The 20253-nt window shown below is 67.7% G+C and carries 16 protein-coding genes; 12 read left to right on the top strand and 4 right to left on the bottom strand.

Features of this window, described 5'->3' with window-relative positions; genetic code table 11:
- Positions 1–138 precede the first annotated feature (138 nt).
- The gene (locus tag ABE454_RS09760; RefSeq protein WP_346531238.1) at positions 139–699 is read right to left on the bottom strand and encodes an OmpA family protein; all 561 of its coding nucleotides are present in this window, start codon (positions 697–699) and stop codon (positions 139–141) included.
- A gap of 346 nt (positions 700–1045) precedes the next feature.
- On the opposite strand from ABE454_RS09760, the gene ABE454_RS09755 reads away from it, so the two are divergent.
- On the top strand, positions 1046–1990 hold the full coding sequence (locus ABE454_RS09755) for a hypothetical protein (protein ID WP_346531217.1): 945 nt from the start codon (positions 1046–1048) through the stop codon (positions 1988–1990).
- Here ABE454_RS09755 and ABE454_RS09750 read toward each other — a convergent pair.
- A complete protein-coding gene (locus ABE454_RS09750; protein WP_346531214.1) occupies positions 1987–2784 on the bottom strand; it encodes a prepilin peptidase in 798 nt (265 codons plus the stop codon). The two genes, ABE454_RS09755 and ABE454_RS09750, sit on opposite strands and share 4 nt — an antisense overlap.
- 181 nt (positions 2785–2965) lie before the next feature.
- On the opposite strand from ABE454_RS09750, the gene ABE454_RS09745 reads away from it, so the two are divergent.
- From ABE454_RS09745 to ABE454_RS09720, 6 genes are all read left to right on the top strand, one after another.
- A complete protein-coding gene (locus ABE454_RS09745) occupies positions 2966–3457 on the top strand; it encodes a helix-turn-helix domain-containing protein (protein WP_346531211.1) in 492 nt (163 codons plus the stop codon).
- Positions 3458–3524: 67 nt separating this feature from the next.
- Entirely contained in the window at positions 3525–4013 is a 489-nt protein-coding gene (locus tag ABE454_RS09740) for a hypothetical protein (protein ID WP_346531208.1), read from the top strand.
- A complete protein-coding gene (locus ABE454_RS09735) occupies positions 3943–4272 on the top strand; it encodes a hypothetical protein (RefSeq protein ID WP_346531207.1) in 330 nt (109 codons plus the stop codon). Before ABE454_RS09740 ends, ABE454_RS09735 begins: the two co-directional genes overlap by 71 nt.
- Positions 4273–4389: 117 nt before the next feature.
- Entirely contained in the window at positions 4390–6765 is a 2376-nt protein-coding gene (locus ABE454_RS09730) for a TonB-dependent receptor (protein WP_430826069.1), read from the top strand.
- A 228-nt stretch (positions 6766–6993) separates the two neighbouring features.
- Positions 6994–7314, top strand: a complete 321-nt coding sequence (locus ABE454_RS09725) for a DMT family transporter (protein ID WP_346531202.1) — start codon at positions 6994–6996, stop codon at positions 7312–7314.
- A 27-nt stretch (positions 7315–7341) separates the two neighbouring features.
- Complete coding sequence (locus tag ABE454_RS09720) at positions 7342–7998, top strand: glutathione S-transferase (protein WP_346531200.1); 657 nt, start codon at positions 7342–7344, stop codon at positions 7996–7998.
- Positions 7999–8200: 202 nt separating this feature from the next.
- Here the strand turns inward: ABE454_RS09720 and ABE454_RS09715 are convergent, their stop codons facing one another.
- Both ABE454_RS09715 and ABE454_RS09710 read right to left on the bottom strand, forming a co-directional pair.
- Complete coding sequence (locus tag ABE454_RS09715; RefSeq protein ID WP_346531198.1) at positions 8201–9901, bottom strand: lytic transglycosylase domain-containing protein; 1701 nt, start codon at positions 9899–9901, stop codon at positions 8201–8203.
- 95 nt (positions 9902–9996) lie between these two features.
- Entirely contained in the window at positions 9997–10806 is an 810-nt protein-coding gene (locus ABE454_RS09710) for a uracil-DNA glycosylase (protein WP_346531196.1), read from the bottom strand.
- Positions 10807–10997: 191 nt separating this feature from the next.
- On the opposite strand from ABE454_RS09710, the gene ABE454_RS09705 reads away from it, so the two are divergent.
- From ABE454_RS09705 to ABE454_RS09685, 5 genes are all read left to right on the top strand, one after another.
- Positions 10998–12653 carry an electron transfer flavoprotein-ubiquinone oxidoreductase gene (locus tag ABE454_RS09705; protein WP_346531236.1) on the top strand — a complete coding sequence of 552 codons (1656 nt, stop codon included), beginning with the start codon at positions 10998–11000 and terminating at the stop codon, positions 12651–12653.
- 246 nt (positions 12654–12899) lie between these two features.
- On the top strand, positions 12900–14792 hold the full coding sequence (locus ABE454_RS09700) for a tetratricopeptide repeat protein (protein ID WP_346531194.1): 1893 nt from the start codon (positions 12900–12902) through the stop codon (positions 14790–14792).
- 4 nt (positions 14793–14796) lie between these two features.
- Positions 14797–15696: a 4-(cytidine 5'-diphospho)-2-C-methyl-D-erythritol kinase gene (locus ABE454_RS09695; protein ID WP_346531192.1), complete on the top strand. Its 900-nt coding sequence runs from the start codon at positions 14797–14799 to the stop codon at positions 15694–15696.
- A gap of 35 nt (positions 15697–15731) precedes the next feature.
- Positions 15732–16625 (top strand): hypothetical protein, encoded by an 894-nt coding sequence (locus ABE454_RS09690; protein WP_346531189.1) that lies wholly within the window; start codon positions 15732–15734, stop codon positions 16623–16625.
- Between the two features lie 315 nt (positions 16626–16940).
- On the top strand, positions 16941–20249 hold the full coding sequence (locus ABE454_RS09685; RefSeq protein ID WP_346531187.1) for an autotransporter domain-containing protein: 3309 nt from the start codon (positions 16941–16943) through the stop codon (positions 20247–20249).
- Positions 20250–20253 lie beyond the last annotated feature (4 nt).

Here is a 20253-nt window from a genome sequence, read left to right as displayed (position 1 = left end):
GGGTTTATTTACTTTGGTGGCCGCCTACCGGGTCTCCAGCTGTTCCTTGGCTAAAACCCCGCCGGCGGCCCCCCTTCGGGCGCGCCGCCGTTTCTCTTTGCGGCCGGGGCTGAAAGGCCGAAAAGAAAGCGTTTGGCGTCAGGCCAGAACCATCACCGCCACGCGGCGGTTCTGGGCGCGGCCCTCGCGGGTGTTGTTCGGGGCCACCGGCTTGTCGGCGCCGTAGGAAATGGTCGCCATGCGGTTCAGGGCGATGCCCTGATCGCTCAGGAAGCGGCGGACGGCTTCGGCGCGTTCCTGGCCCACGCGCTCATTGATCTGTTTGGTGCCGGTCGCGTCGGTGTGGCCCTGGATTTCCAGATAGACGTTGGCGTTTTCGGCGCGCAGACGCTGGACCAGTTCGGCCAGACGCTGTTCGGCTTCCGGCGACAGTTCGGTGTGGTTGACCGGGAACTTCACCGAGTCGTCCGACAGAACGACTTCATACAGGAACTTGCCCTGCGCCAGCTTGTGGGCGGCGTTGGCGCGGGCCAGCGCTTCGCCGGCGGTGCCTTCGACCTGGGTCAGATGCGCATCGACGCCGTCGACGCGCTGATCGACGACCTGCAGGTTGTCGCGGACGAATTGGTGGCTGGCGCAGCCGCTGACGGCGAGGCCCAGCACGGCTACGGCGCCGATCAGCGCTGTCCTGGATGCCAAGTTGATCAAATCAAGTCTCCTTCATGCCCGGCCCATCCTCCGGGTGATGCTACGCGCCGTACCAATCTCGGTTTCACAACGGCGGAGCTAAAGACGCGCGAAGAAGTGAAAAGGTTCAGCTTGACTGTAAAAAAAGTTCAATAATCGACGTTCCTATTTCTCAGGACGGGCGTTGTAGATGAAATCGGGGCGCCTTTTTCCTGACGCGCTCCGATGGTGAGCTTTAATTTCCCGCAACCGGAGAGTGTTTGTTGCAAGCTTTGCTGTTGAGCGGTCTGCGTGGCGATGAAAGAGGGGCCCTGTGAGCGCGGCCCGCCGTCGCAGGCGCCGCGCGGCGCTTCCGGTTTTGACCAGCGTTCTTGCACACGGCGCGATCCTGGCCCTGATCTGGGCGACGCCGCGTGAACAGCCGCCTGCAGCGCCCGAGGTTCCCTATGTCGAGGTGAGTCTGGTCCAGCCGCCGCCTCCGCCCCCTCCGCCGCCCGAACCGGCCGCGGGGCAGGCGCCGGCCGGCGGGTCGGAGGCCGGGTCCGCTGCGCCAGCGGCTGCTCCTGAACCGACGCCTGAGCCCGCCGCGGCGCCGGTTCCCGCCAAGCCGGCTCCGCAGCCGACGCCCCAACCGGTTCGCAAACCTGAACCGACCCCGCCGCCCGCGCCGGTCAAGACGCCGCAACCGGAGCGGCGGACGCCGCCTGCGCCGCCGACGCCGCGCCCGGCCAGACCGACGCCCAATCCGCCGACGGTGACGCCGCTGACGGTTGCGGCGCCCGAACAGGCGGTGTCCTTCATCCTGCTGGGCGACGGCGCCCTGAGCGGCGCGCTGACCGCCGGTTCGGGCGGCGGAGCCGGAGCCGGAGCGGGTCAGGGTGCAGGCTCGGGTCTGGGTCAGGGCAGCGGTTCGGGCGCGGGAACGGGGTCCGGCGCCGGGTCGGGGTCTGGCGTCGGCTCAGGCTCCGGTCAGGGCTGCGACATGGTGCGGCGGATACAGGACGCCCTGCGCAACGACGCCCGCATCACCGCCACGATTGATCAGGCCTATCGCACCTCGGGCGCCTCGGGCCGGGCGATCCTGATGTGGAACGGCGACTGGCTGCAAAGCCCGGGCGAGGCGGGCAAGGGGCTGGCGGGCGTGCGTCAGGCCATCGCCGTCACGGTCGGCTTCTCTCCGCGCGAGTGCAAGGCGGAGCGGGTGAACGGCTATGTGCTGCTGACGCTCAGCGACCGGCCGGGGGCGCCGCGCGTGGCCCTGGGCGGCGGCGCATGGCGCTGGTCGGACCTGCTGTCGCTCTAGCCGCCGAGGCTAATAGCTCCCACGCCCAGCGGACCGTACAGCCAGGTCAGCCAGGCGCCGATGGCCAGGAAGACCCCGAACGGCAGCCGGTCCGTCGCGGCCACCGGACGGCGCAGCGCCAGTCGGGCCGCCACCAGACTTAAGCCCGTGACCGAGGCCCACAACAGCACGCTGGGCAGGCCGATCCAGCTGACCCAGGCCCCGATCGCGCCCAGCAGAATGGGATCGCCGCCGCCCAGACCATCGCGGCCGCGCACCCGCTTATAAAGGAAGGCCAGCAGCCACAGGCCGAGGAAACCGGCCGCCGCCCCGATCAGCGGCGTCTTCATCGGGCCGATCAGCGACCATTGCATGCCGCTGTGGATATTGGCGGGGTCCAGCGCCACGGCGGCGAACAGACCGCTGAGCAGCAGCGGCAGGGTCAGTTTGTCCGGCAGCCAGAAATGCTCGGCGTCGACCACGGCGATCAACAGCAGCTGCCACCCCAGCACGGCCGTCGCCAGCGCCTGCGCCGGGTCGGGGAAGCACAGGGCCGCCCAGACGCCGATGGCGGCGGACCCCAGCTCGATCAGCGGATAGCGCATGGGAATGGCGGCGCCGCAGTCGCTGCATTTCCCACGCGACAGCGCCCAGCTGAGGACCGGAATCATGCGCCATGGTTTCAGCGGGCGGTCGCAGCCGCCGCACCGCGACCGGCTGACGACGATGTCCTCGCCGCGCGGCAGGCGCAGGCTGACAAGGCCCAGAAAACTGCCGACGATCAGCCCCAGACCGCCCATCAAAAGCGCCAGCATGCGCCATCCCCCTTCATCCGTATCCGGTTTTCGGCCCCTAGTGCGTCTATCGGTCTGACGGATGCAACCGAATTGCCCGTCGGAGCGCGTGTGTCGCGGCCGTGCGACACTCTCAGGCTGTTTCGCGCGAGGCGTGTTTACGGGCTGGACGCAGGGCGGTGGGAATGGATATTCGGGTTTTGTGACTGAAGCTTCGCCGATCGACAAATTGACCCCGCGTGAACAGGAAATCCTCCTGCTTGCGGCTGAACGCCTGGGCGATAAGGAAATCGCCCTGCGGTTGAACCTGTCGCCGCGCACCGTCCAGAACCACCTGCATCGTGCCTATGAAAAGCTGGGCGTTTCGGATCGGCTTCAGGCCGCGCGAGTGCTGAGTAATTGCTACTCAGGGCGCCCGGCGCCCCTGTTCCCGACGGCTACTGCCGGGGCAGAGAGGGGTGTCGTCGAGCGTGCGGTCGCGCGCCTTGGGGACGGGAAGACGCCTGCTCCGCGCCGCCTTGAGGCGGGACATGCATCTGTTCGGGCGACGGTTCAGGCATGGCCGGCTCCGCGTAAGCTGGGGGGCTCGGTCCTGTGGCTGATCCTGCTCTGGGCGCTGGCCTGGGTCATGATCGCCGTGATCGGCGCCAGTCTGATCAATCCCGTTCTTGAGGTGATCGAACGCCTGCGATGACGTCGTCGTCCGCGGAGCCGCCCATGATCCATCACCGTTAGAAGACTGTCCCGCAGGCCGGAGATTCATGCTCGCCAAACAGCTTATCCTCATCGCCTTCACCTTCAGCGCCTTTGCGATCCTGATCTGGCGCGGACGGATGTGGGACCGCGCAGCGGTGGCGACGATGGTGGTCGTGACGGCGGCGTCGTTCGCCAGTCAGGGGCTGGTCTGGCGCGGCGCCTATGTCGGCATCATGGCGGCGGATGTGATCGGCTTTCTGCTCCTGTGGCTGATCGCCGAGCGCGCCGGTCGCTGGTGGATCATCCTTATGGCGGGATTTCAACTGATCGGGACGGTCGCGCATTTCGCGCCCTTCCTGTCGCATCAACCGCTGGCCTGGGCGCTCATCTCCCTGATGTGGGGGGTGTGGTTCCTGATCGGCCTGTCTGCATTTTTCGGCGTTTGGGAGATCGAGGTCGACCGGCGCAGCGCCCTTGGGGGGCATGATGGCTCGAAAATGGTCGATGGAGGCGGCGCAGGCGCTGCTGACGGAATGGAGCAACCGCACGGTTGAGATGTCGGTGCGCAAGGGCGGCCTGACGGCCGATCTGGACGCGGTCGAGGCCTGGCTGATGGACCAGCGGCCCGAAACCCTGGCCGAGGCCGAGCGCCTGCTGGACCTGATCGTTTCGCATCAGGCGGGCGGCGGTCGCGGGCTGGAGGCCCTGTGCCGGGTTGGCGGGGCGGTCCGCAAGGATGTGGATTCGCACCACAGCCGTATCGAACACAGTTTTGCGCCGCGCGCCTCCGGGCCGCTGGCGGGGCGTGCCTGAAAGTCATCACAGGATGATCCCCAGGCGGGGTTTCTCCGCTCCGGCTTGACTGTTACATCCGTTGACAGTCCGCGACGAAGCCTTGCGCCGTCGCTCCGCAAAGCGGTTTTTCCTCCCATGAATTTCGCTGTTCGCGCCGCGTCTCTCGCGTCCGCCTCTGTGTCCGTGCTCGCTTTCGCCGCCCCTGTTCTGGCGGACGCCCCCGTTGACGCCGGCCCGGTCCAGGTGTCCGAGATCGTGGTCACGGCCGAGCGCCGCGAGGCGCCTCTGGCGGCCACGCCGCTGTCGCTGACGGTGGCGAGCCAGCCCCTGCTGGACGGCGTCGGCGTGCGCGACATCAAGGATCTGCAGATTCTGACGCCCGGCCTGATCGTGGCCTCGACCTCCAACCAGACCTTCACCACCGCCCGCATTCGCGGCGTCGGCACTGTGGGCGACAATCCGGGCGTGGAAAGCTCGGTCGGCGTCATGATCGACGGCGTCTATCGCCCCCGCAACGGCGCGGCCCTGGGCGATCTGGGCGAGGTCGAGCGCGTTGAAGTGCTCAAGGGGCCGCAGGCGACCCTGTTCGGCAAGAACACTTCGGCGGGCGTCATCAACGTCGTCACCGCCGCACCGTCGTTCGACGCGCGCATGGCGGGCGAGGCGACCTTCGGCGACTATGGCACGCACGGCGGTTCCGTCTCCCTGACCGGCCCCATCGTGGACGAGGTTCTGGCCGGGCGGCTGTATGTCGCCGCGCGCCGTCGCGACGGCCTCTATGACGTGAAGACCGGGGAGGGGCCGCGCACCTCGACCGACGATCAGACCGAGAATTACGACACCGTGCGCGGTCAGTTGCTGTGGCGCGCCACGCCGAACCTGACGGCCCGCCTGACCGCCGACTGGACCGAGCGGGACGAGCGCTGCTGCGTCGGCGTGCAACTGGTCAGTGGCGATACGGCGCCCCTGCTGGCGACCTTCGCGCCCGACGGCGGCGTGGCGGCGACGCCGAAACCCTGGGACCGCGTGGCCTGGTCCAACCGCGACACCAACACCCGCATCCGCGACAAGGGACTGGCCCTGCACCTGAACGCTGATCTGGGCTGGGCGACGCTGGAGAGCACCTCGGCGGTGCGCGACTGGCGCGGCGTCATCAGTCAGGACTGGGACTTCACCTCGGCCGATCTGGCCTATCGCCCGGACGACGGCAGCTGGTCGAACCGCTTCCGCACCCTGACGCAGGAGTTCCGCCTGTCGGGCCAGAACGGAAAGCTGGACTGGTCGGCGGGCGCCTTCTTCGCTGATGAGAAGCTGACCCGGCGCGACAGCCTGTTCTACGGCGCCGATTACGAAGCCTACGTCAGTCGTCTGCTGTCGCGTTCGGCGTCGAACCCGCTGGGCGATCCGGCCTTTGTGTCGGGCCTGACCGGCCTGCCCGTCGGCCAGAGCTTCGTCGAGGGCGAGGGCCAACTGGACCGCTATTGGCAGACGGCCCGCAGCGCCGCCCTGTTCGGCCAGCTCTCCTACGCCGTGACCGACCGCCTGACCCTGACCGGGGGCCTGCGCCGGACCCATGAGAAGAAGGAGATGACGGCCGCCTATCACAACACCGACGACGGGCGGGCGTGCGCGGCGGCGCTGGCCAACGGGATCAGCAATGTCATGCTGTGTCTGCCGTGGTCGAACCCGGCCTTCAACGGCCTGAGCCAGTCGGAGACGGTCAAGGACGAGGCCTGGACCGGCATGGCCCGCGCCGAGTTAAAGGCGACGGAGGGCGTGCGCCTCTACGCCTCATGGTCGCGGGGCCGCAAGAACGGCGGCTTCAACCTGGATCGCGGGCAGACCAATCTGGTCCCCGACGCCTCGCGCGCCTTCCCGGCCGAGAGCGCCGACGCCTTCGAGGCGGGAGTGAAGAGCGTGATGCTGGACCGGCGCCTGCTGGTTTCGGCCGCCGCCTTCCGCCAGACCTATGACGATTTCCAGCTGAACACCTTCCTGGGCACGACCTTCCTGGTCCGCTCCATCCCCGAGGTGCGGGCCAAGGGTGTCGAGGCGGACTTCATGTTCCTGCCGTTCGAGGGCCTGTCGTTGCAGGGCGGCCTGACCTACGCCCAGACGGAATACGGCGACGACGCCGTGCCGGGCCTGCCGCTGCTGGCGGGCAAGCGGATGAATTTCGCGCCGTTATGGAGCGGGTCGCTGGCCGGAAGCTATGAGCGGCCGGTGGCGGCGGGGCTGACCGGGCGGGTGACGCTGGCGGCCAAATATTCGTCGGAATACAATACCGGCTCGGACCTTGATCCGGCCAAGAGCCAGCCGGGCTTCTGGCTGGTCGACGGCCGCGTTGCGCTGGCGCGCGACGACGCCTGGAGCGTCGAACTGTGGGGCCGCAACCTGTTCGATCAGGACTACCGCCAGGTGGCCTTCGGCGCGCCGTTCCAGACGGGGACCCTGGGCGCCTTCCTGGGCGCGCCGCGCATGGTGGGCGTGACTCTGCGCGTTATACGCTGATAACGGGCGCTGATGACGGGCGGGAGCAGGCGAGGGCCGCCTGCTCCCCTTCGACTGATGCAAAATGGCCGCCATCGCAGGGGGTTTTTGCGCCTGCGAAAGCGCCTGTTCGCGGCAAGGCTTGACTTGAAACCCGCCTGTCCCAGATAGGCGGGATCAGAGGACGACCTCTCCCGTTATTGGGCATGACGCCGGGACGACCCGGCACGCCATGCATGGGAGCACGTCATGGCCTGGATTTTCCTTCTTTTCGCCGGTCTGTTCGAGATCGTCTGGGCCTTCCTGATGAAGGCGTCCGAGGGCTTCACCAAGCCGTGGCCGACCATCGGCACCATCGGCTTCATGATCGTCAGCTTCGGCCTGCTGTCGATCGCGATGAAGACCCTGCCGCTGGGCACCGCCTATGTGATCTGGACCGGCATCGGCGCCGTCGGCGCCTTTGTCGTCGGCATCGCCGTGCTGGGCGAGCCGGTCACGCCGATGCGGGTGCTGGGCGCCGTGCTGATCGTCAGCGGACTGGTTGTGCTGAAGCTCGCCTCCAGCCATTAATCACGGCGACAGCCTCGGAGCTTCGCCATGGAACTGATCATCGGACCGCGCCTCTTCTCCACCTGGTCGTTGCGGCCGTGGCTGGTGTTGAGGCGGGCAGGCGCCGTCTTCACGGCGCGCGAGGTCTGGTATCGCTCCGAGGCGGAAAAGGCCGAACTGCGCCGCCTGTCGCCCTCGGGCTTCGTGCCGCTGCTGAAGGTCGAGGGCGAAACCCTGTGGGACAGTCTGGCCATCAGCGAATGGGCGGCTGAACGCTATCCCGAGGCGAAGCTGTGGCCGGTCGATCCGGTCGTGCGCGCCCTGGCCCGCGCGGCAGCGGCCGAGATGCACGCGGGCTTTGCCGCCTTACGCGACCTGTGCGGCATGGGGCCGGATCATCCGATCGCGGGCGGGGCGCGCAGCACGGCGCCGTCTGATCCGGGGCTGGACCGCGATCTGGCGCGTGTGGTTGTGCTGTGGTCGCAGATGCGCGGGCGCTTCGGCGCGGACGGGCCGTGGCTGTTCGGCGACTGGTCGATCGCCGACGCCTTCTTCACGCCCGTGGCGGCGCGGGTGCGCCACTATCAGATCGACCTGTCGGCCCACGGCGACGACGGCACGGCTGCGGCCTATGTCGCCGCCCTGCTGGACCAGCCGCATTTCCACGAGTGGGAGGCGGAGGCGCTGAGATCCCGTGCCGGTTAACCGCCCTTAACCGCGCTTGAAAACGGCGGTTTAAGAGCGTCGTTCTATGGCTGCTGAACCATCAGACGGGGATGCAGGGGCGAGGCCATGCGGACGATCAGCCGGAACACCAATTGGGCGCGTACGGCGCGGGCCTATGCGCTGGCGGCGGTGGTTCTGGCCCTGATCTGGACCTCGCTGGCCAGCGTCCTGATCTGACGCCCTAGCGGGTGTTTGCGGGCGCCGCCTCGGCGACCTGAAGGGGCTGTGCAGGCGGGGCGTAATCCAGATGGATCGGCACGGCCCGCGCCCCTGACGCCAGCGCGTCCAGCGTCTTCAGCGGCCCGCCCATCATGCGCTGATAGATCCAGTAGGCCGCTACGACCTTTTCGACGTATTCGCGCGCCTGCGGCACGTCGATCGTCTCGATCAGCAGCAGGGGGTCGGCGTCGGCGCCCAGTTTGCGGATCGCCGCCAGCATCGGTCCCGGCCCGGCGTTGTAGGAGGCCACCGCCTTCAGCAGGTCGCCCTGGAAGGACTCGATCTGGAACAGGCGGTTCACATAGTCCTGCCCCAGCTTCATGTTCACCGCCGGGTCCAGCAGGCGCTGGGGCGTGCGGACATAGCCCTGATCGCCGGTCATATAGGCGGCGGTGGTCGGCATCACCTGCATCAGCCCATAGGCCCCGGCGCCGGAGCGGGCGTTGGCGTTGAAGTCCGTCTCCTTGCGCGCGATGGCGTAGACGAGGGCCTTTTCGATGGTGAAGCCGCCCAGCGGCTGCAGGTCCGGCATCGGATAGCGGACGGCGTCGATGCGGCTGGCCTCGGACTGGGCGGCGCGGCCGGGGGCGACCAGACGGTAGAGGCCCGCCCACATCTGGCGCGCGGCGTTGTCGCCGCTGGCCGAGCGCAGGCCGTTGCGGGCGGCCAGTTCGGCGTCGCTGCGGCGGCCGACTTCATACAGGGCCACGGTGCGGCGGGCGTCCTCGTCCGACTGGATGAAGGCGTTCAGCGCCCCGGCGTCGACGCCCAGCGGTTCATGCGACAGGGAGGCGCGCTGCACCGTCGCCTCATAGGGGCGGGGGCCGAGGTTCTCGATCACCGGTTCTTCGCCCAGCTGGCGCAGGGCGATCTGGCCATAGAAGGTCGCGGGCCAGCGCGCGGCCTGACGCAGATAATCGGCGACGCGCTCCTGACGGCCCGACTGGCCCGCCGCCCGCGCGGCCCAATAGGCGCCGCCCGCGCGCACCCACGGATCCTCGGTCGGGTCCTGGGCCACATGGTCGAAGGCGTTGAAGGCGTCGGAATGCTGTTCCATCCGCCAGGCGGCCAGGCCCGCCGTCCACCAGTCGCCGATCTGCTGGCCCATCGTATAGGCGCCGGACAGGTCGTCGTTGTTCAGGGCCACGCGCGCGGCCTTGGCCGGGTCGTTGACGCCGCCGTCGCCGGGGCTGGTCAGGCTGGCCCAGGTGCGGCTGAGCAGGCCGCCGGGACGTTTGGGCTCGGGCGCGCCGTCCGGGATGCGGCGCATGGCCAGCGTATAGACCCGGTCGGCCATCGGCAGGTCGGAATAGCTCTCCAGCCAGGCGGCCAGTTCGTCATAGTTGGCGACGTGGCTGGGGTGGAACAGGCGCTCGAACTCGACCTGACCCAGCAGGACGCGGTCCTTGGCCTGACGCGCCGAGGCGCGGGCCAGCTCCAGGTCGCCGCGCCGCAGGGCGTCGAAGGCGGTGGTGTAGCTGAGGCGGTCCTCGCTGCTCAGCGCCGTGGGCGAGGACTCGCCGGAGGCGGCGCCGGTGGCGGCGCCGGTGGCGGCGTAAGGGCGGGAACTGTCGACATCTTCAGCCTGAGCAGCGGTCGCAGCCATGGCGCACAGGGCCATGGCGAACAGGGACGCGCGACGCGCCCGGCGGACAGAATACATGACGCGGCGGCCCCCTTCGTCGGCGTCGGCCCCGAATTGACCCGGGATTCTGCGACGCTCTGCGGACTGGTCTCCAAGGGTTCAGGATGCCTGAATCAGGCGCCCGGCTCAACCGCCTCGGCCTGAAGTCGTGCGGACAAATCCAGAATATCCTTCCAGACCAGACCCTTGGCCTGCGGCTGACGCAGCAAAAAGGCGGGGTGAAGGGTCGCCATGGCGGGGGCGGCGATTCCGCCTTCGGACAGTCGCCATTCACGCCACTGGCCGCGCGTGCGCATGATTCCGTCGTCGGTCTTCAGCACAGCCTTGGTCGCCGCCGCCCCGACCAGCAGCACCGCGCGCGGCTTCAGCAGCGCCATCGCGCGCTCAAGGAAGGGGGCGCAGGCGGCCTGTTCCTGCGGTGTCGGGGTGCGGTTGCCGGGCGTCTTCCAGAAGACGGTGTTGGTGATGAAGGCCTCGTCCAGTAGGCCCGCCGCCGTCAGGATGCGGTCTAGCAGCTGTCCCGCCTGACCGACGAAGGGCTGGCCGCGCGCGTCTTCCTCGGCGCCGGGGCCTTCGCCGATGACCATCAGCGATCCCTGCGGATTGCCGCGCGCAAAGACGGCCTGACGCGCGCCCATGCCGCGCAGGGGGCAACCCTCGAAGGCGGCGATGGCTTCGGCCAGTTCGTCCAGAGTGGCCGCATCCGCCGCCACACGGCGGGCCTCGGCGGCGGCCTCATCGGCGGACGGCGCCGCGCCGGGCGGGCGCAGCGGCGTGACTGTGGCGGGGCCCTTGGACGGAACCGGGGCGACGAAAATGGTGCGGTCGACAGGCTCCTCGCCGAAGCAGGCATCGACGCCTGCATCGCTCCAGAAGGCGAACAGCGCCTCTGCGGCAGCCATATCGGGGGAAAGAGCGTTCATGAAACCACAGGCAATAAGCCTTGACCGCCCCCGCGTCACCTCACGATAAGGCGGATAACCACGATGATAACAAGGATTCTGGGGACATGGCCGAGGAAATGATCGAAGGCGGCGCCAAGAACGCATGGCAGGAAGCCGTCATCGACAATCTGCCGCCGCTTGAAGCCCTGTCGGGCGTCGAGCGCGAGGTCATGGAATATGACGTCGTCATCGTCGGCGGCGGCCCCGCCGGCCTGTCCGCCGCCATCCGCCTGAAACAGCGGGCCGAGAAGGACGGAAAAGAGATTTCCGTCGCCGTGCTCGAGAAGTCGGCCGAGATCGGCGGCCACGTCCTGTCCGGCGCCGTCATCGACCCGAAGGCGCTGAACGAGCTGTTCCCCGACTGGAAGGAACGCGGCGCCCCGCTGGAGACGCCCGTCACCAAGGACAAGTTCCTGGTGCTGGGTCCGCAGGGTCAGGCGTCCTTGCCGATGTTCGCCCTGCCGCCCTTCATGCACAACGACGGCTGCTACATCGCCTCTCTGGGCAATGTCGCGCGCTGGCTGGCTGAGCAGGCGGAAGGCTTGGGCGTCGAAGTCTATCCCGGCATGGCCGCCAGCCATGTGGTCTGGGAGGAAGAGACGGGCCGGGTGAAGGGCGTCGTCGCGGGCGTCTTCGGCATCGACCGCGAGGGCAAGCCGACCGGCGACTTCCAGCCGGGCATCGAACTGCACGGCAAATACGTCTTCATCGCCGAGGGCGTGCGCGGCTCGCTGGCCAAGACCATCATGGCCCGCCACAACCTGTGCGACGCCGCCGATCCGCAGAAGTTCGGCATCGGCCTGAAGGAGCTGTGGCAGATTCCGGCCGAGAAGCACCAGCCGGGTCTGGTCCAGCACACGACCGCCTGGCCGCTGGACGACAAGACGGGGGGCGGATCCTTCCTGTACCACTTCGGCGATCGCTATGTGTCCGTCGGCTTCGTCGTCCACCTGAACTACAGGAACCCCTTCCTGTCGCCGTTCGACGAGTTCCAGCAGTTCAAGCACCACCCGGCCATCGCCGAGCATCTGGAGGGCGGCACGCGCGTCTCCTACGGCGCCCGCGCCATCACCGAGGGCGGCTTCCAGTCGGTGCCGAAGCTGGCCTTCCCCGGCGGCGCCCTGATCGGCTGTTCGGCGGGCTTTGTGAACGTGCCGCGCATCAAGGGCAGCCATAACGCCATGAAGACCGGCATGCTGGCCGCTGACGCCGCCTATGACGCCGTCATGGAAGGCCGCGAGGGCGACGTGCTGAGCGCCTATCAGGCGGCATACCTGCGCTCATGGGTCTATAAGGAGCTGAAGGTCGTCCGCAACGCCAAGCCGCTGCTGTCCAAGCTGGGCACGATGATGGGCGGGGCGGTCGGCATGTTCGACCTGTGGGTCAACCACCTGACGGGCGGCTTCTCCTTCTTCGGCACCATGCGCCACGGCAAGACCGACGCGGCCTCGACCGAGCCCGCGTCGCAGCACAAGCCGATCGCCTATCCCAAGCCGGACGGGAAGCTGTCGTTCGACAAGCTGTCGAGCGTCTTCATCTCCAACACCAACCACGCCGAGGAACAGCCCGCGCACCTGAAGCTGCTGGACCCGTCCGTGCCGATCAAGGTCAACCTGCCCAAGTATGGCGAGCCCGCGCGGCTGTACTGCCCGGCCGGGGTGTATGAGGTCGTCTATGCGGACGAGGCGAACCGCGCCGATCCGCGCTTCGTCATCAACGCCCAGAACTGCGTCCACTGCAAAACCTGCGATATCAAGGACCCGTCGCAGAACATCGTCTGGACCACGCCCGAAGGCGGCGGCGGCCCGAACTATCCGAATATGTAAGTCAGCGATTCTCCCTCCCCTTCATGGGGAGGGTGGCAGAGGCCGTCAGGCCGAGGCCGGGTGGGGGCGGCGAGGCTGTTCAAGCGCTGAGGCCAGGATTCTGTCGAGGCCAGGATCGCCTGGCCCTCCCCACCCGCTCGTCGCTTCGCGCCGACCACCCTCCCCATGAAGGGGAGGGAGAGGCATTGCACTGCTTTTCCTGCACATCATCTTGCGGGCGAAGGGGAAAGCGTGAAGGGTCCGGCCATGCGTTTCGTCTCTTCCCGCCCTGTCCTTTTCCTCGCGGCTTCGGCCCTCGCGCTGGCGCTGGCCGCGCCGTCCTCGGCGCAGGACGCGCTGCCGTCCGTTCAGGTCGATGAGCCTGCCCCGGAGGCGGCCCAGGACACGGACAACTCCGCCGACGAACCTAACGGCGACCCCCTGCCGCACATCATCATCGCCGATGAGCCCGAGACGCCTGAAGAGCCGCCCGTCGTTCCCATTCCCGCCGAATGGGCGCCGATCCCGCTGGATGCGAAGAACAACAGCGCCTACGGCCTGTATCTGGCGGCGCGCAACGCCCTGACCAGCGGCGAGAGCGCCACGGGCGCCGCCTATCTGGCGCGCGTCTACGCCCTGACGCCCGAACAGCCGCGCGTGCGCGAACAGGCCTTCACCGCAGCCTTGCTGGCGGGCGATCTGAACGAGGCGGCCCGCATGGCGCCGACCGACCCGGAGGTCTCGCCGGTCATCGTGCAGGCCGGGCGGCTGGTCGAGGCGGTTCAGACCTATGCGCGGGGCGATGCGCGCGGCGCCGACGCCCGGCTGAAGGCCGAGCCGGTGGGCGAGCCGCATGATCGCGCGGGCTTCTATGTGCAGGGCTGGATTGCGGCGGCCGCGCGCGACTGGGACCGGGCGCTGGCCATGCCGCCCGCCGATTTTGACCCGGTCAGCAGTCTGGTGGCGCGCGCCAACCGCGCCCGCTTGCTGGAACAGCGCCGCCGCTATGACGACGCCGACGCCGAATGGCGCGATCTGACCAGCCACGCCCTCGCCGGCGCCCTGTTCCGCCAGCCCTATGGCGAGTTCCTGGAACGGCGCGGCCGTCGCGACGACGCCATGGTTCAGTATGACGCCGCCGTCACCGCCGGAACGGCCGACCGCCGGGTGATGCAGGGGCGCGAGCGCGTGCTGGCCAAGGGGCACCCGCCCGCCCTGCCGAACATGCGCGAGGGCGCGGCACAGGCCCTGCGCACCGCCGCCGACCAGATGACGGCCCAGCGCGCGCATGAGTTCGCCGCCGTCTATCTGCGGCTGGCCCAGAACCTGTCGCCCAGCGACAATACGCAGCTGCTGATCGGCCAGACCCTGATTCAGGGCGGCATCGAACCGGCGGGCCGCGCGGCGCTGGCCGAGGTCAGCGAGACTTCGCCCGGCCTCTACGCCGCCGCCCGCATCCAGATGGCCATGAGCCTGAGCAAGGCGAAACGCGATGAAGAGGCCCTGATCGAACTGCGCCGCGCCGCCGCCGTGCAGCCTGATGAAAGCGCCGTCGCCTATATGCTGGCCGGTCAACTGATGCAGATGGAGCGGCATCAGGAGGCATTGGACCTGCTGAACGGCCCGCTGCTGAACACAGAAGATCAGGGCTATGAGATTCATTTCCTGCGCGGCGCCGCCTATGAATCGCTTGAGCGCGACGACGAGGCCGAGGCCGAACTGTGGGCCGCCCTGCAGATGAAGCCGGACAATCCGACCCTGCTGAACTACCTCGGCTATCTGTGGGTCGACCGGGGCAGCCGGGTGGAGGAGGGCGCCGCCATGATCGCCCGCGCCCACGCCGCCGAGCCCAAGGACGGCAATATTCAGGACTCGCTGGGCTGGGCCCAGTTCCGTCAGGGCCAGTATGAGGCGGCGGTGGTCAACCTTGAGGGCGCCGTCGACAAACAGCCCGCCAATCCCGAGATCAACGACCATCTGGGCGACGCCTATTGGGCCGTGGGCCGTCAGCGCGAGGCGGGCTTCCAGTGGAACCGCGTCCTGACGCTGGAGGTCGACGACAAGCGCCGGGCCGAGGTCGAGGGCAAGCTGCGCGATCGTCTGGGACAGGATCCGACGGGGGATCATGGTCTGGGCTCGGCGGGCGGCGCGGCCGACTGACGCCATGTCTGAGCATGACGCCCTGACGGGGCTGGCGCCCGCCAAGATCAACCTGTTGCTGCACGTCGGGCCGGTGCGCGCCGACGGCTATCATCCGCTGGTCAGCCTGACCGCCTTCGCCGACGTCGGCGACCGGGTGACGGTGCGCCGCGCCGAAGCTCTGTCGCTGGAGATCGAGGGGCCGTTCGGCGCCGCGTTGCACGCCGAAGACGACAATCTGATCCTCAAGGCCCTGCGGGCCGTGGGCGAGGCGGTCGGGATCGGTCCGCCGCCCGTGGCCGTGACGCTGGACAAGCGCCTGCCCATCGCTTCGGGACTGGGCGGCGGCTCGGCGGATGCGGGCGCGGCGCTGCGGCTGGCCGCGCGCCTGCTGGGCCTTGATCTGGCGCAGGCTGAGCTGGAGCGGCTGTCGCTGGCGGCGGGGGCGGACGGCCCCATGTGCCTGCGCGCGCGTCCGGCCTGGGCGTCCGGCGTCGGCGAGACGCTGGAGGATGAGCCGCGTCTGCCGACCCTGCACGGCGTCCTGCTGAACCCCGGCCTGCCGTCGCCGACAGGGGCGGTCTATCGCGCCTATGACGCCGCGCCTGCGCCGCAGGCGGATCGCCCGACGACGCCGGGTGACTGGTCCGTCGGCGCGGTCGTCGACTGGCTGGCGGCGCAGCGGAATGATCTGGAGGCGCCCGCCCTGTCGGTCACGCCGGGGATAGAGGGCGCGCTGGCCGCCATGCGCGCGGCGCCGGGCTGTCGCCTGACGCGGATGTCGGGGTCGGGGGCCACGGTCTTCGGCCTGTTCGACGACCGTGCGGCGGCGATTGAGGCGGCCTTTGCGCTGGACGGGCCGGGCTGGTGGTCGCGGCCGGTGGTGCTGGGCGCGCCCGATATCGAACCGCGTGCGGTAATTTAACCGGATTTACAGCCCCTGCGGTCAAGCTGACGGCCATGACCCAGCTCTCGTCCGAACAGACCGCCGCCTTTGAACGCGCCCTGTCGCGCCTGTCGCCCGCCGACCGCGCCCGCGTCGAGGCTCTCAAGGATCAGGCCGCCCGCGCCGCCGCCGAGGTCGCCCCGCACTGGGATTTCGAACTCGCCGCCCGCACCGTCGACGGCCTGCTGGGCGACGGCGCCAACGACGACCAGAGACGCGGCCTGATCGCCGCCTGGGCGCTGGAGTTGCCGGGGCGCATCGTCTCTGAGCGCCTGCCGCAGGCCGTGCTGGCGGGCTATCCGACCTATATCGACCGACTGGCGACCTATCTGAATAGCGGAGCCGATCCCTACGACCCCGACTATTGGGCCAAGGACGTGCGCGTGTCTCTGGCCCTCAGCGTGCCGGGCAGCAACACCCAGATGCTGGACCTGTCCTCGCCCGTCGGGCCGGGGCTGGTGGTGCGGCACATGCTGGGCGGGCGCGGTCCCGGTCCGCTGATCGGCTGGGTCCAGGCGGGCGGCTGGCGTCCGTGGCTGGAGACGCACACCGAGGCGCGCGACCTGTCGGACTTCAACGAGGCGGGCTGGGAGCGCAACTGGGCCGCCGCCGCCGCACTGTTGCAGACGCGACCGGAACTGGCGGGCGTCATCGGTTCAAGCTGGTTCTTCGACCCGCCGCTGGAGACGATCAGCCCGCGCCTGACCTATCTGCGCACCACGCCGATGAACAACGGCGCCTTCATGATCCATCAGGGCGGCGGCGACATCCACGACGAACGCGCCTCGGCTTCTTCGCCCACCCGCCGCGCCATGATCGAAAAGGGCGAATACGCCGCCTGCTCCTGGCTGCTGTGCTGGCCGCGCAAGCCGCTGATCCGCTGGGCGAGAAGTAAAGGTTTTCTGTAATTGTGCCTATGGCGTGCGGATATATAAATAACAGTGAGTTTTTATTTCTGAATAAAAACTCACTGTCCAAAAAATGAATCCAAGTTCAGATTTAAAATTGAGTATTTTGATACAATTGTATCTGTATCTGTGACTTGAATATAAGCTTAGCTATTGTGGTTTGATGCAGTTTTAAAGAATTATCTTCGTTCAATGATTGACAGTAAATCAATTCTTTCGTCTCCATTGTGGCGGGAGGATGGTGAGGCGGCCGTCAGATGACGGACGGTTCGATGCGCTCTCTCGACCTGTCCATTTCATTTGATGCGGGGTTTCATGATTAACGCGTTCAAGGCCAGCCTGCTTGTCGCGGCGGCGGGGTCCGCCATGATGTGGGGCAGCGATGCCGCCGCCCAGTCCAGCGCCACGCCTCCGACGGGCGGCTATTATATGGCGGATGGCGGGCGCACGACGGATTATCAGGCGGCGCTGGCGTCGTGGCGCGAAGACGCGCAGTTCTCGGTGGACTATTCCAAGGCGTATCTGGGTCTTGAACACGCCTATGCGATGGGCCTGACCGGCAAAGGTCTGACGATCGGCGTCAATGACGCCGGCGTTTACATGGATCACCCGCTGTTCGGCGGCGAAGGCAAGATCAAGGGCCTTCATACGGTGGTGTCGGCGGATTACGGCAATGACGGCCGCATCAACCCGCGTCGCGGCTGGGAAGGCCATGGCACGCACGTTGCCGGCACCATCGGCGGCGGTCGCATTGACGGCGAAGCCATGTTCGGCAACGCCTTCGGCGCCAGCATCTATTCGGCCACGACCAATTTCGCCGCCGGCGATTTCCTGTGGTTCCGTGATGTCTACATCAACAAGGCTACGGTCAGTACGCCACAGACGAACATCGTCGATCTGGCCGCTACAGGTCAGGTTCGAATCATCAACAACAGCTGGGGTTCAGGAACGGATGTTCCTTATGATGCGCCGGCGGCCTTGGTGAAGGCTCTGCTGAGCGAGGAGTACGGCGACTTCTACAAGCCTGTCCTGGATAATGACGTCCTGGTCGTTTTTTCGGCAGGCAATGGCTATGGCGTTCATGCCAGCATTGATGCGTTGGTCCCGATGTCTGATCCCGCCTACCGCGGAAATTGGCTCTCGGTGGCCAATTACACGGGTGATCTGACTCCCAGCCCATCGACGAGCTTCTGCGGTCAGTCCGCGACGTGGTGCGTCGCGGGGCCGGGCCATCAAATTGTATCGGCCGTGCCGGGCTTTGAATTCGATTTTGACGCCATCGTGGCTCAGTACCGACCTGTGGACTATCGTCCGCTGTATGCGGCGACGACGGTCGCAGCGTTGCAGGGGGCGGCGGTCAACCGTTTTCTCGACGCCCTGAACACCTATCTGGACGCCAAGTCCACGGCCGAGGACGCCGGTCTTCCGTTCGACGAAACCGCTGCGCGTCGTCGCGTGGCGGAGGAGGCTGTGGCCATCACCCTGATCGCGGGCGGCCGTCTCGGCGACCCGGACGGCTTCACCGCGCAACTGGGCAGTCTGCTGACCTCGACCAACAATATGGCGATCCTGACGCCGGACTTTTCGTCTGACGTGCTGACGCAGGCCAACACCCTGCTGATGCAGAAGCTGGAAAGCCTGGTCACTTATACGGGGCCGGACTACGCCGCCTATACGGGCACATCGATGGCGGCCCCGAACGTGTCGGGCTTTGCGGCCCTGCTGATGGAGCAGTTCCCGGAATACAATACGCCGCTGATCGCCGACATCCTGGTGTCCAGTTCGCTGGATCTGGACGCGCCGGGCGTGGATCTGAAGTCCGGCTGGGGCGCGCCGCAGATGGAGGTCGCGCTCAAAGGGCCGACGGCCCTGCGCGCCGTCCGTGACGTGGACGTCCGCGTCGGCACGGTCGATGTGTGGAGCAATGACATCGGCGACGCCCGCGATCGCTATTCCGCGGAAGTTCTGGCGGAATATCCCGACGATATCGGCGGCATCGTCAAGAAGGGCGGCGGCGAACTGATCCTGACGGGCGTCAATGACTATACCGGCGCGACCCGCGTCGAGGGCGGCCTGCTGACCGTCAACGGCAGCTTGCTCAACTCGACCTCGACGGTGGCTGAACTGGGCATGCTGGGCGGTCTGGGCCGTCTGGCCGACGTGATCGTCGACAAGGGCGGCGTCCTGGCGCCGGGCGACAAGGACAATCCGTTCGGCACGCTGACCATCGCCGACAATCTGGTCTTCAAGGACGGTTCCTATCTGTGGATCCGCTCCAGCCTGAACGGCGCCGAGCATTCGCGCGTGGCGGTGGAGGGCAAGACGACGCTGGAAGGCGGCAAGGTCATCCTGAAGGCCGACCAGGGCGAATGGAATCTGCGCACCCGGATGAACATCCTGCAGTCCGAGGGCGGCGTCACCGGCGCCTTCGCAGGGGCCGAAAGCGATCTGGCCTTCCTGAAGCCGATCCTGACCTACAGCGACAAGGCTGTTCAACTGACACTGGCGCGCAATGACGTGACCATCGCCTCGGTCGGGGTGACGCCGAACCAGAAGTCGGTCGGTGCGGCGCTGGACGTCATGACCGGCGAGGCCATGGTCAATCCGCCGGCAGGCCGCAACACCTCTCTGGAAGACGCCATCCTGGACGGCAGCGTCGACAACGTCCGCGGCGCCCTGAACAGCCTGACGGGCGAGGTTCATGCCACCCTGGCAGGCGTGGCGTCGGGCGACTCGCGCTTTATCCGTGACGCCATGCTGACGCGCGGTCGCAACGGCACGATCGAGCCGAACGACGGCCGTGGCGTCGCCGTCTGGGCGGCAGGCGTGTTCGGCAGCGGGCGTCAGGACAATGGCGATCTCGCCGGATTCCGCAGCGAAACCAGCGGCTATATGGCCGGTGTCGAAAAGACTTTCGACGGGCGCGCCCACATCGGCGTCGCGGTTGGCGAAAGCGAGTCGGAAATCCGCGCCAGCCGCCTGTCTTCCACCGGCGAGGTCAAGAACCGGCATATCGGCCTCTACGGCGCCGCCAGCCTCGGCGATTTCGACTTCCGTCTGGGCGGGGCATGGATGGATTCGCGCGTCCGCACCGACCGGACGGCTTCGCTGAACCGCTTCAACGAGCATCTGACCGGCCGTTATGACGGCGAGGCCTGGCAGGCCTATGGCGAGGTGTCATGGCGCAAGGCGGTGGCGGGTTCGACGGTTCTGGAGCCCTACCTGAACTACACCCGCATCGAATATGACGCCGATGTTGTGGAATTGGGGGGCGACGCCGCCCTGTCGGGCGAGGCGTCGCAGACGTCGGACCTGCTGACGGCGGGCCTGCGTAGCGAAACTCGTCTGGCCGGTGGAAACGGCCGTCCGGCGCTGTCGGCGGTCGGTCATCTGGCCTGGAGCGAGGATCTGAGCGGCGACGGTCCGATCTTCAATGCGGCCTTTGCCGACGGCCCGGTGTTCCGCATCGAAGGTGCGGATCTGAACTCCGGCTCGCTGCTGGCGGGCCTTGGCTTCAACATTGAGGCGAACCGGTCGACCAATGTCGAGGTCGGCTATTCGGGCGTCTTCAACGACGATTACAAGGACCACCGTCTGACCGGCCGCATCAGCTTCCGGTTCTGATCGG

Origin of the sequence: Brevundimonas diminuta (genome assembly GCF_039673845.1) — a bacterium.
GTDB classification, from domain to species: domain Bacteria; phylum Pseudomonadota; class Alphaproteobacteria; order Caulobacterales; family Caulobacteraceae; genus Brevundimonas; species Brevundimonas diminuta_E.
The sequence above is the reverse complement of the archived record's forward strand: the minus strand, read 5'-3'. Positions and strand labels throughout refer to the sequence as shown.

Excerpts from the sequence above, each read along its gene's own strand:
- ABE454_RS09750 (WP_346531214.1), bottom strand. The coding sequence starts at position 2,784 with ATGCTGGCGCTTTTGATGGGCGGTCTGGGGCTGATCGTCGGCAGTTTT.
- ABE454_RS09740 (WP_346531208.1), top strand. The coding sequence starts at position 3,525 with ATGCTCGCCAAACAGCTTATCCTCATCGCCTTCACCTTCAGCGCCTTT.
- ABE454_RS09735 (WP_346531207.1), top strand. The coding sequence starts at position 3,943 with ATGATGGCTCGAAAATGGTCGATGGAGGCGGCGCAGGCGCTGCTGACG.
- ABE454_RS09730 (WP_430826069.1), top strand. The coding sequence starts at position 4,390 with ATGAATTTCGCTGTTCGCGCCGCGTCTCTCGCGTCCGCCTCTGTGTCC.
- ABE454_RS09725 (WP_346531202.1), top strand. The coding sequence starts at position 6,994 with ATGGCCTGGATTTTCCTTCTTTTCGCCGGTCTGTTCGAGATCGTCTGG.
- ABE454_RS09720 (WP_346531200.1), top strand. The coding sequence starts at position 7,342 with ATGGAACTGATCATCGGACCGCGCCTCTTCTCCACCTGGTCGTTGCGG.
- ABE454_RS09715 (WP_346531198.1), bottom strand. The coding sequence starts at position 9,901 with ATGTATTCTGTCCGCCGGGCGCGTCGCGCGTCCCTGTTCGCCATGGCC.
- ABE454_RS09710 (WP_346531196.1), bottom strand. The coding sequence starts at position 10,806 with ATGAACGCTCTTTCCCCCGATATGGCTGCCGCAGAGGCGCTGTTCGCC.
- ABE454_RS09705 (WP_346531236.1), top strand. The coding sequence starts at position 10,998 with ATGGAATATGACGTCGTCATCGTCGGCGGCGGCCCCGCCGGCCTGTCC.
- ABE454_RS09700 (WP_346531194.1), top strand. The coding sequence starts at position 12,900 with ATGCGTTTCGTCTCTTCCCGCCCTGTCCTTTTCCTCGCGGCTTCGGCC.
- ABE454_RS09695 (WP_346531192.1), top strand. The coding sequence starts at position 14,797 with ATGTCTGAGCATGACGCCCTGACGGGGCTGGCGCCCGCCAAGATCAAC.
- ABE454_RS09690 (WP_346531189.1), top strand. The coding sequence starts at position 15,732 with ATGACCCAGCTCTCGTCCGAACAGACCGCCGCCTTTGAACGCGCCCTG.
- ABE454_RS09685 (WP_346531187.1), top strand. The coding sequence starts at position 16,941 with ATGATTAACGCGTTCAAGGCCAGCCTGCTTGTCGCGGCGGCGGGGTCC.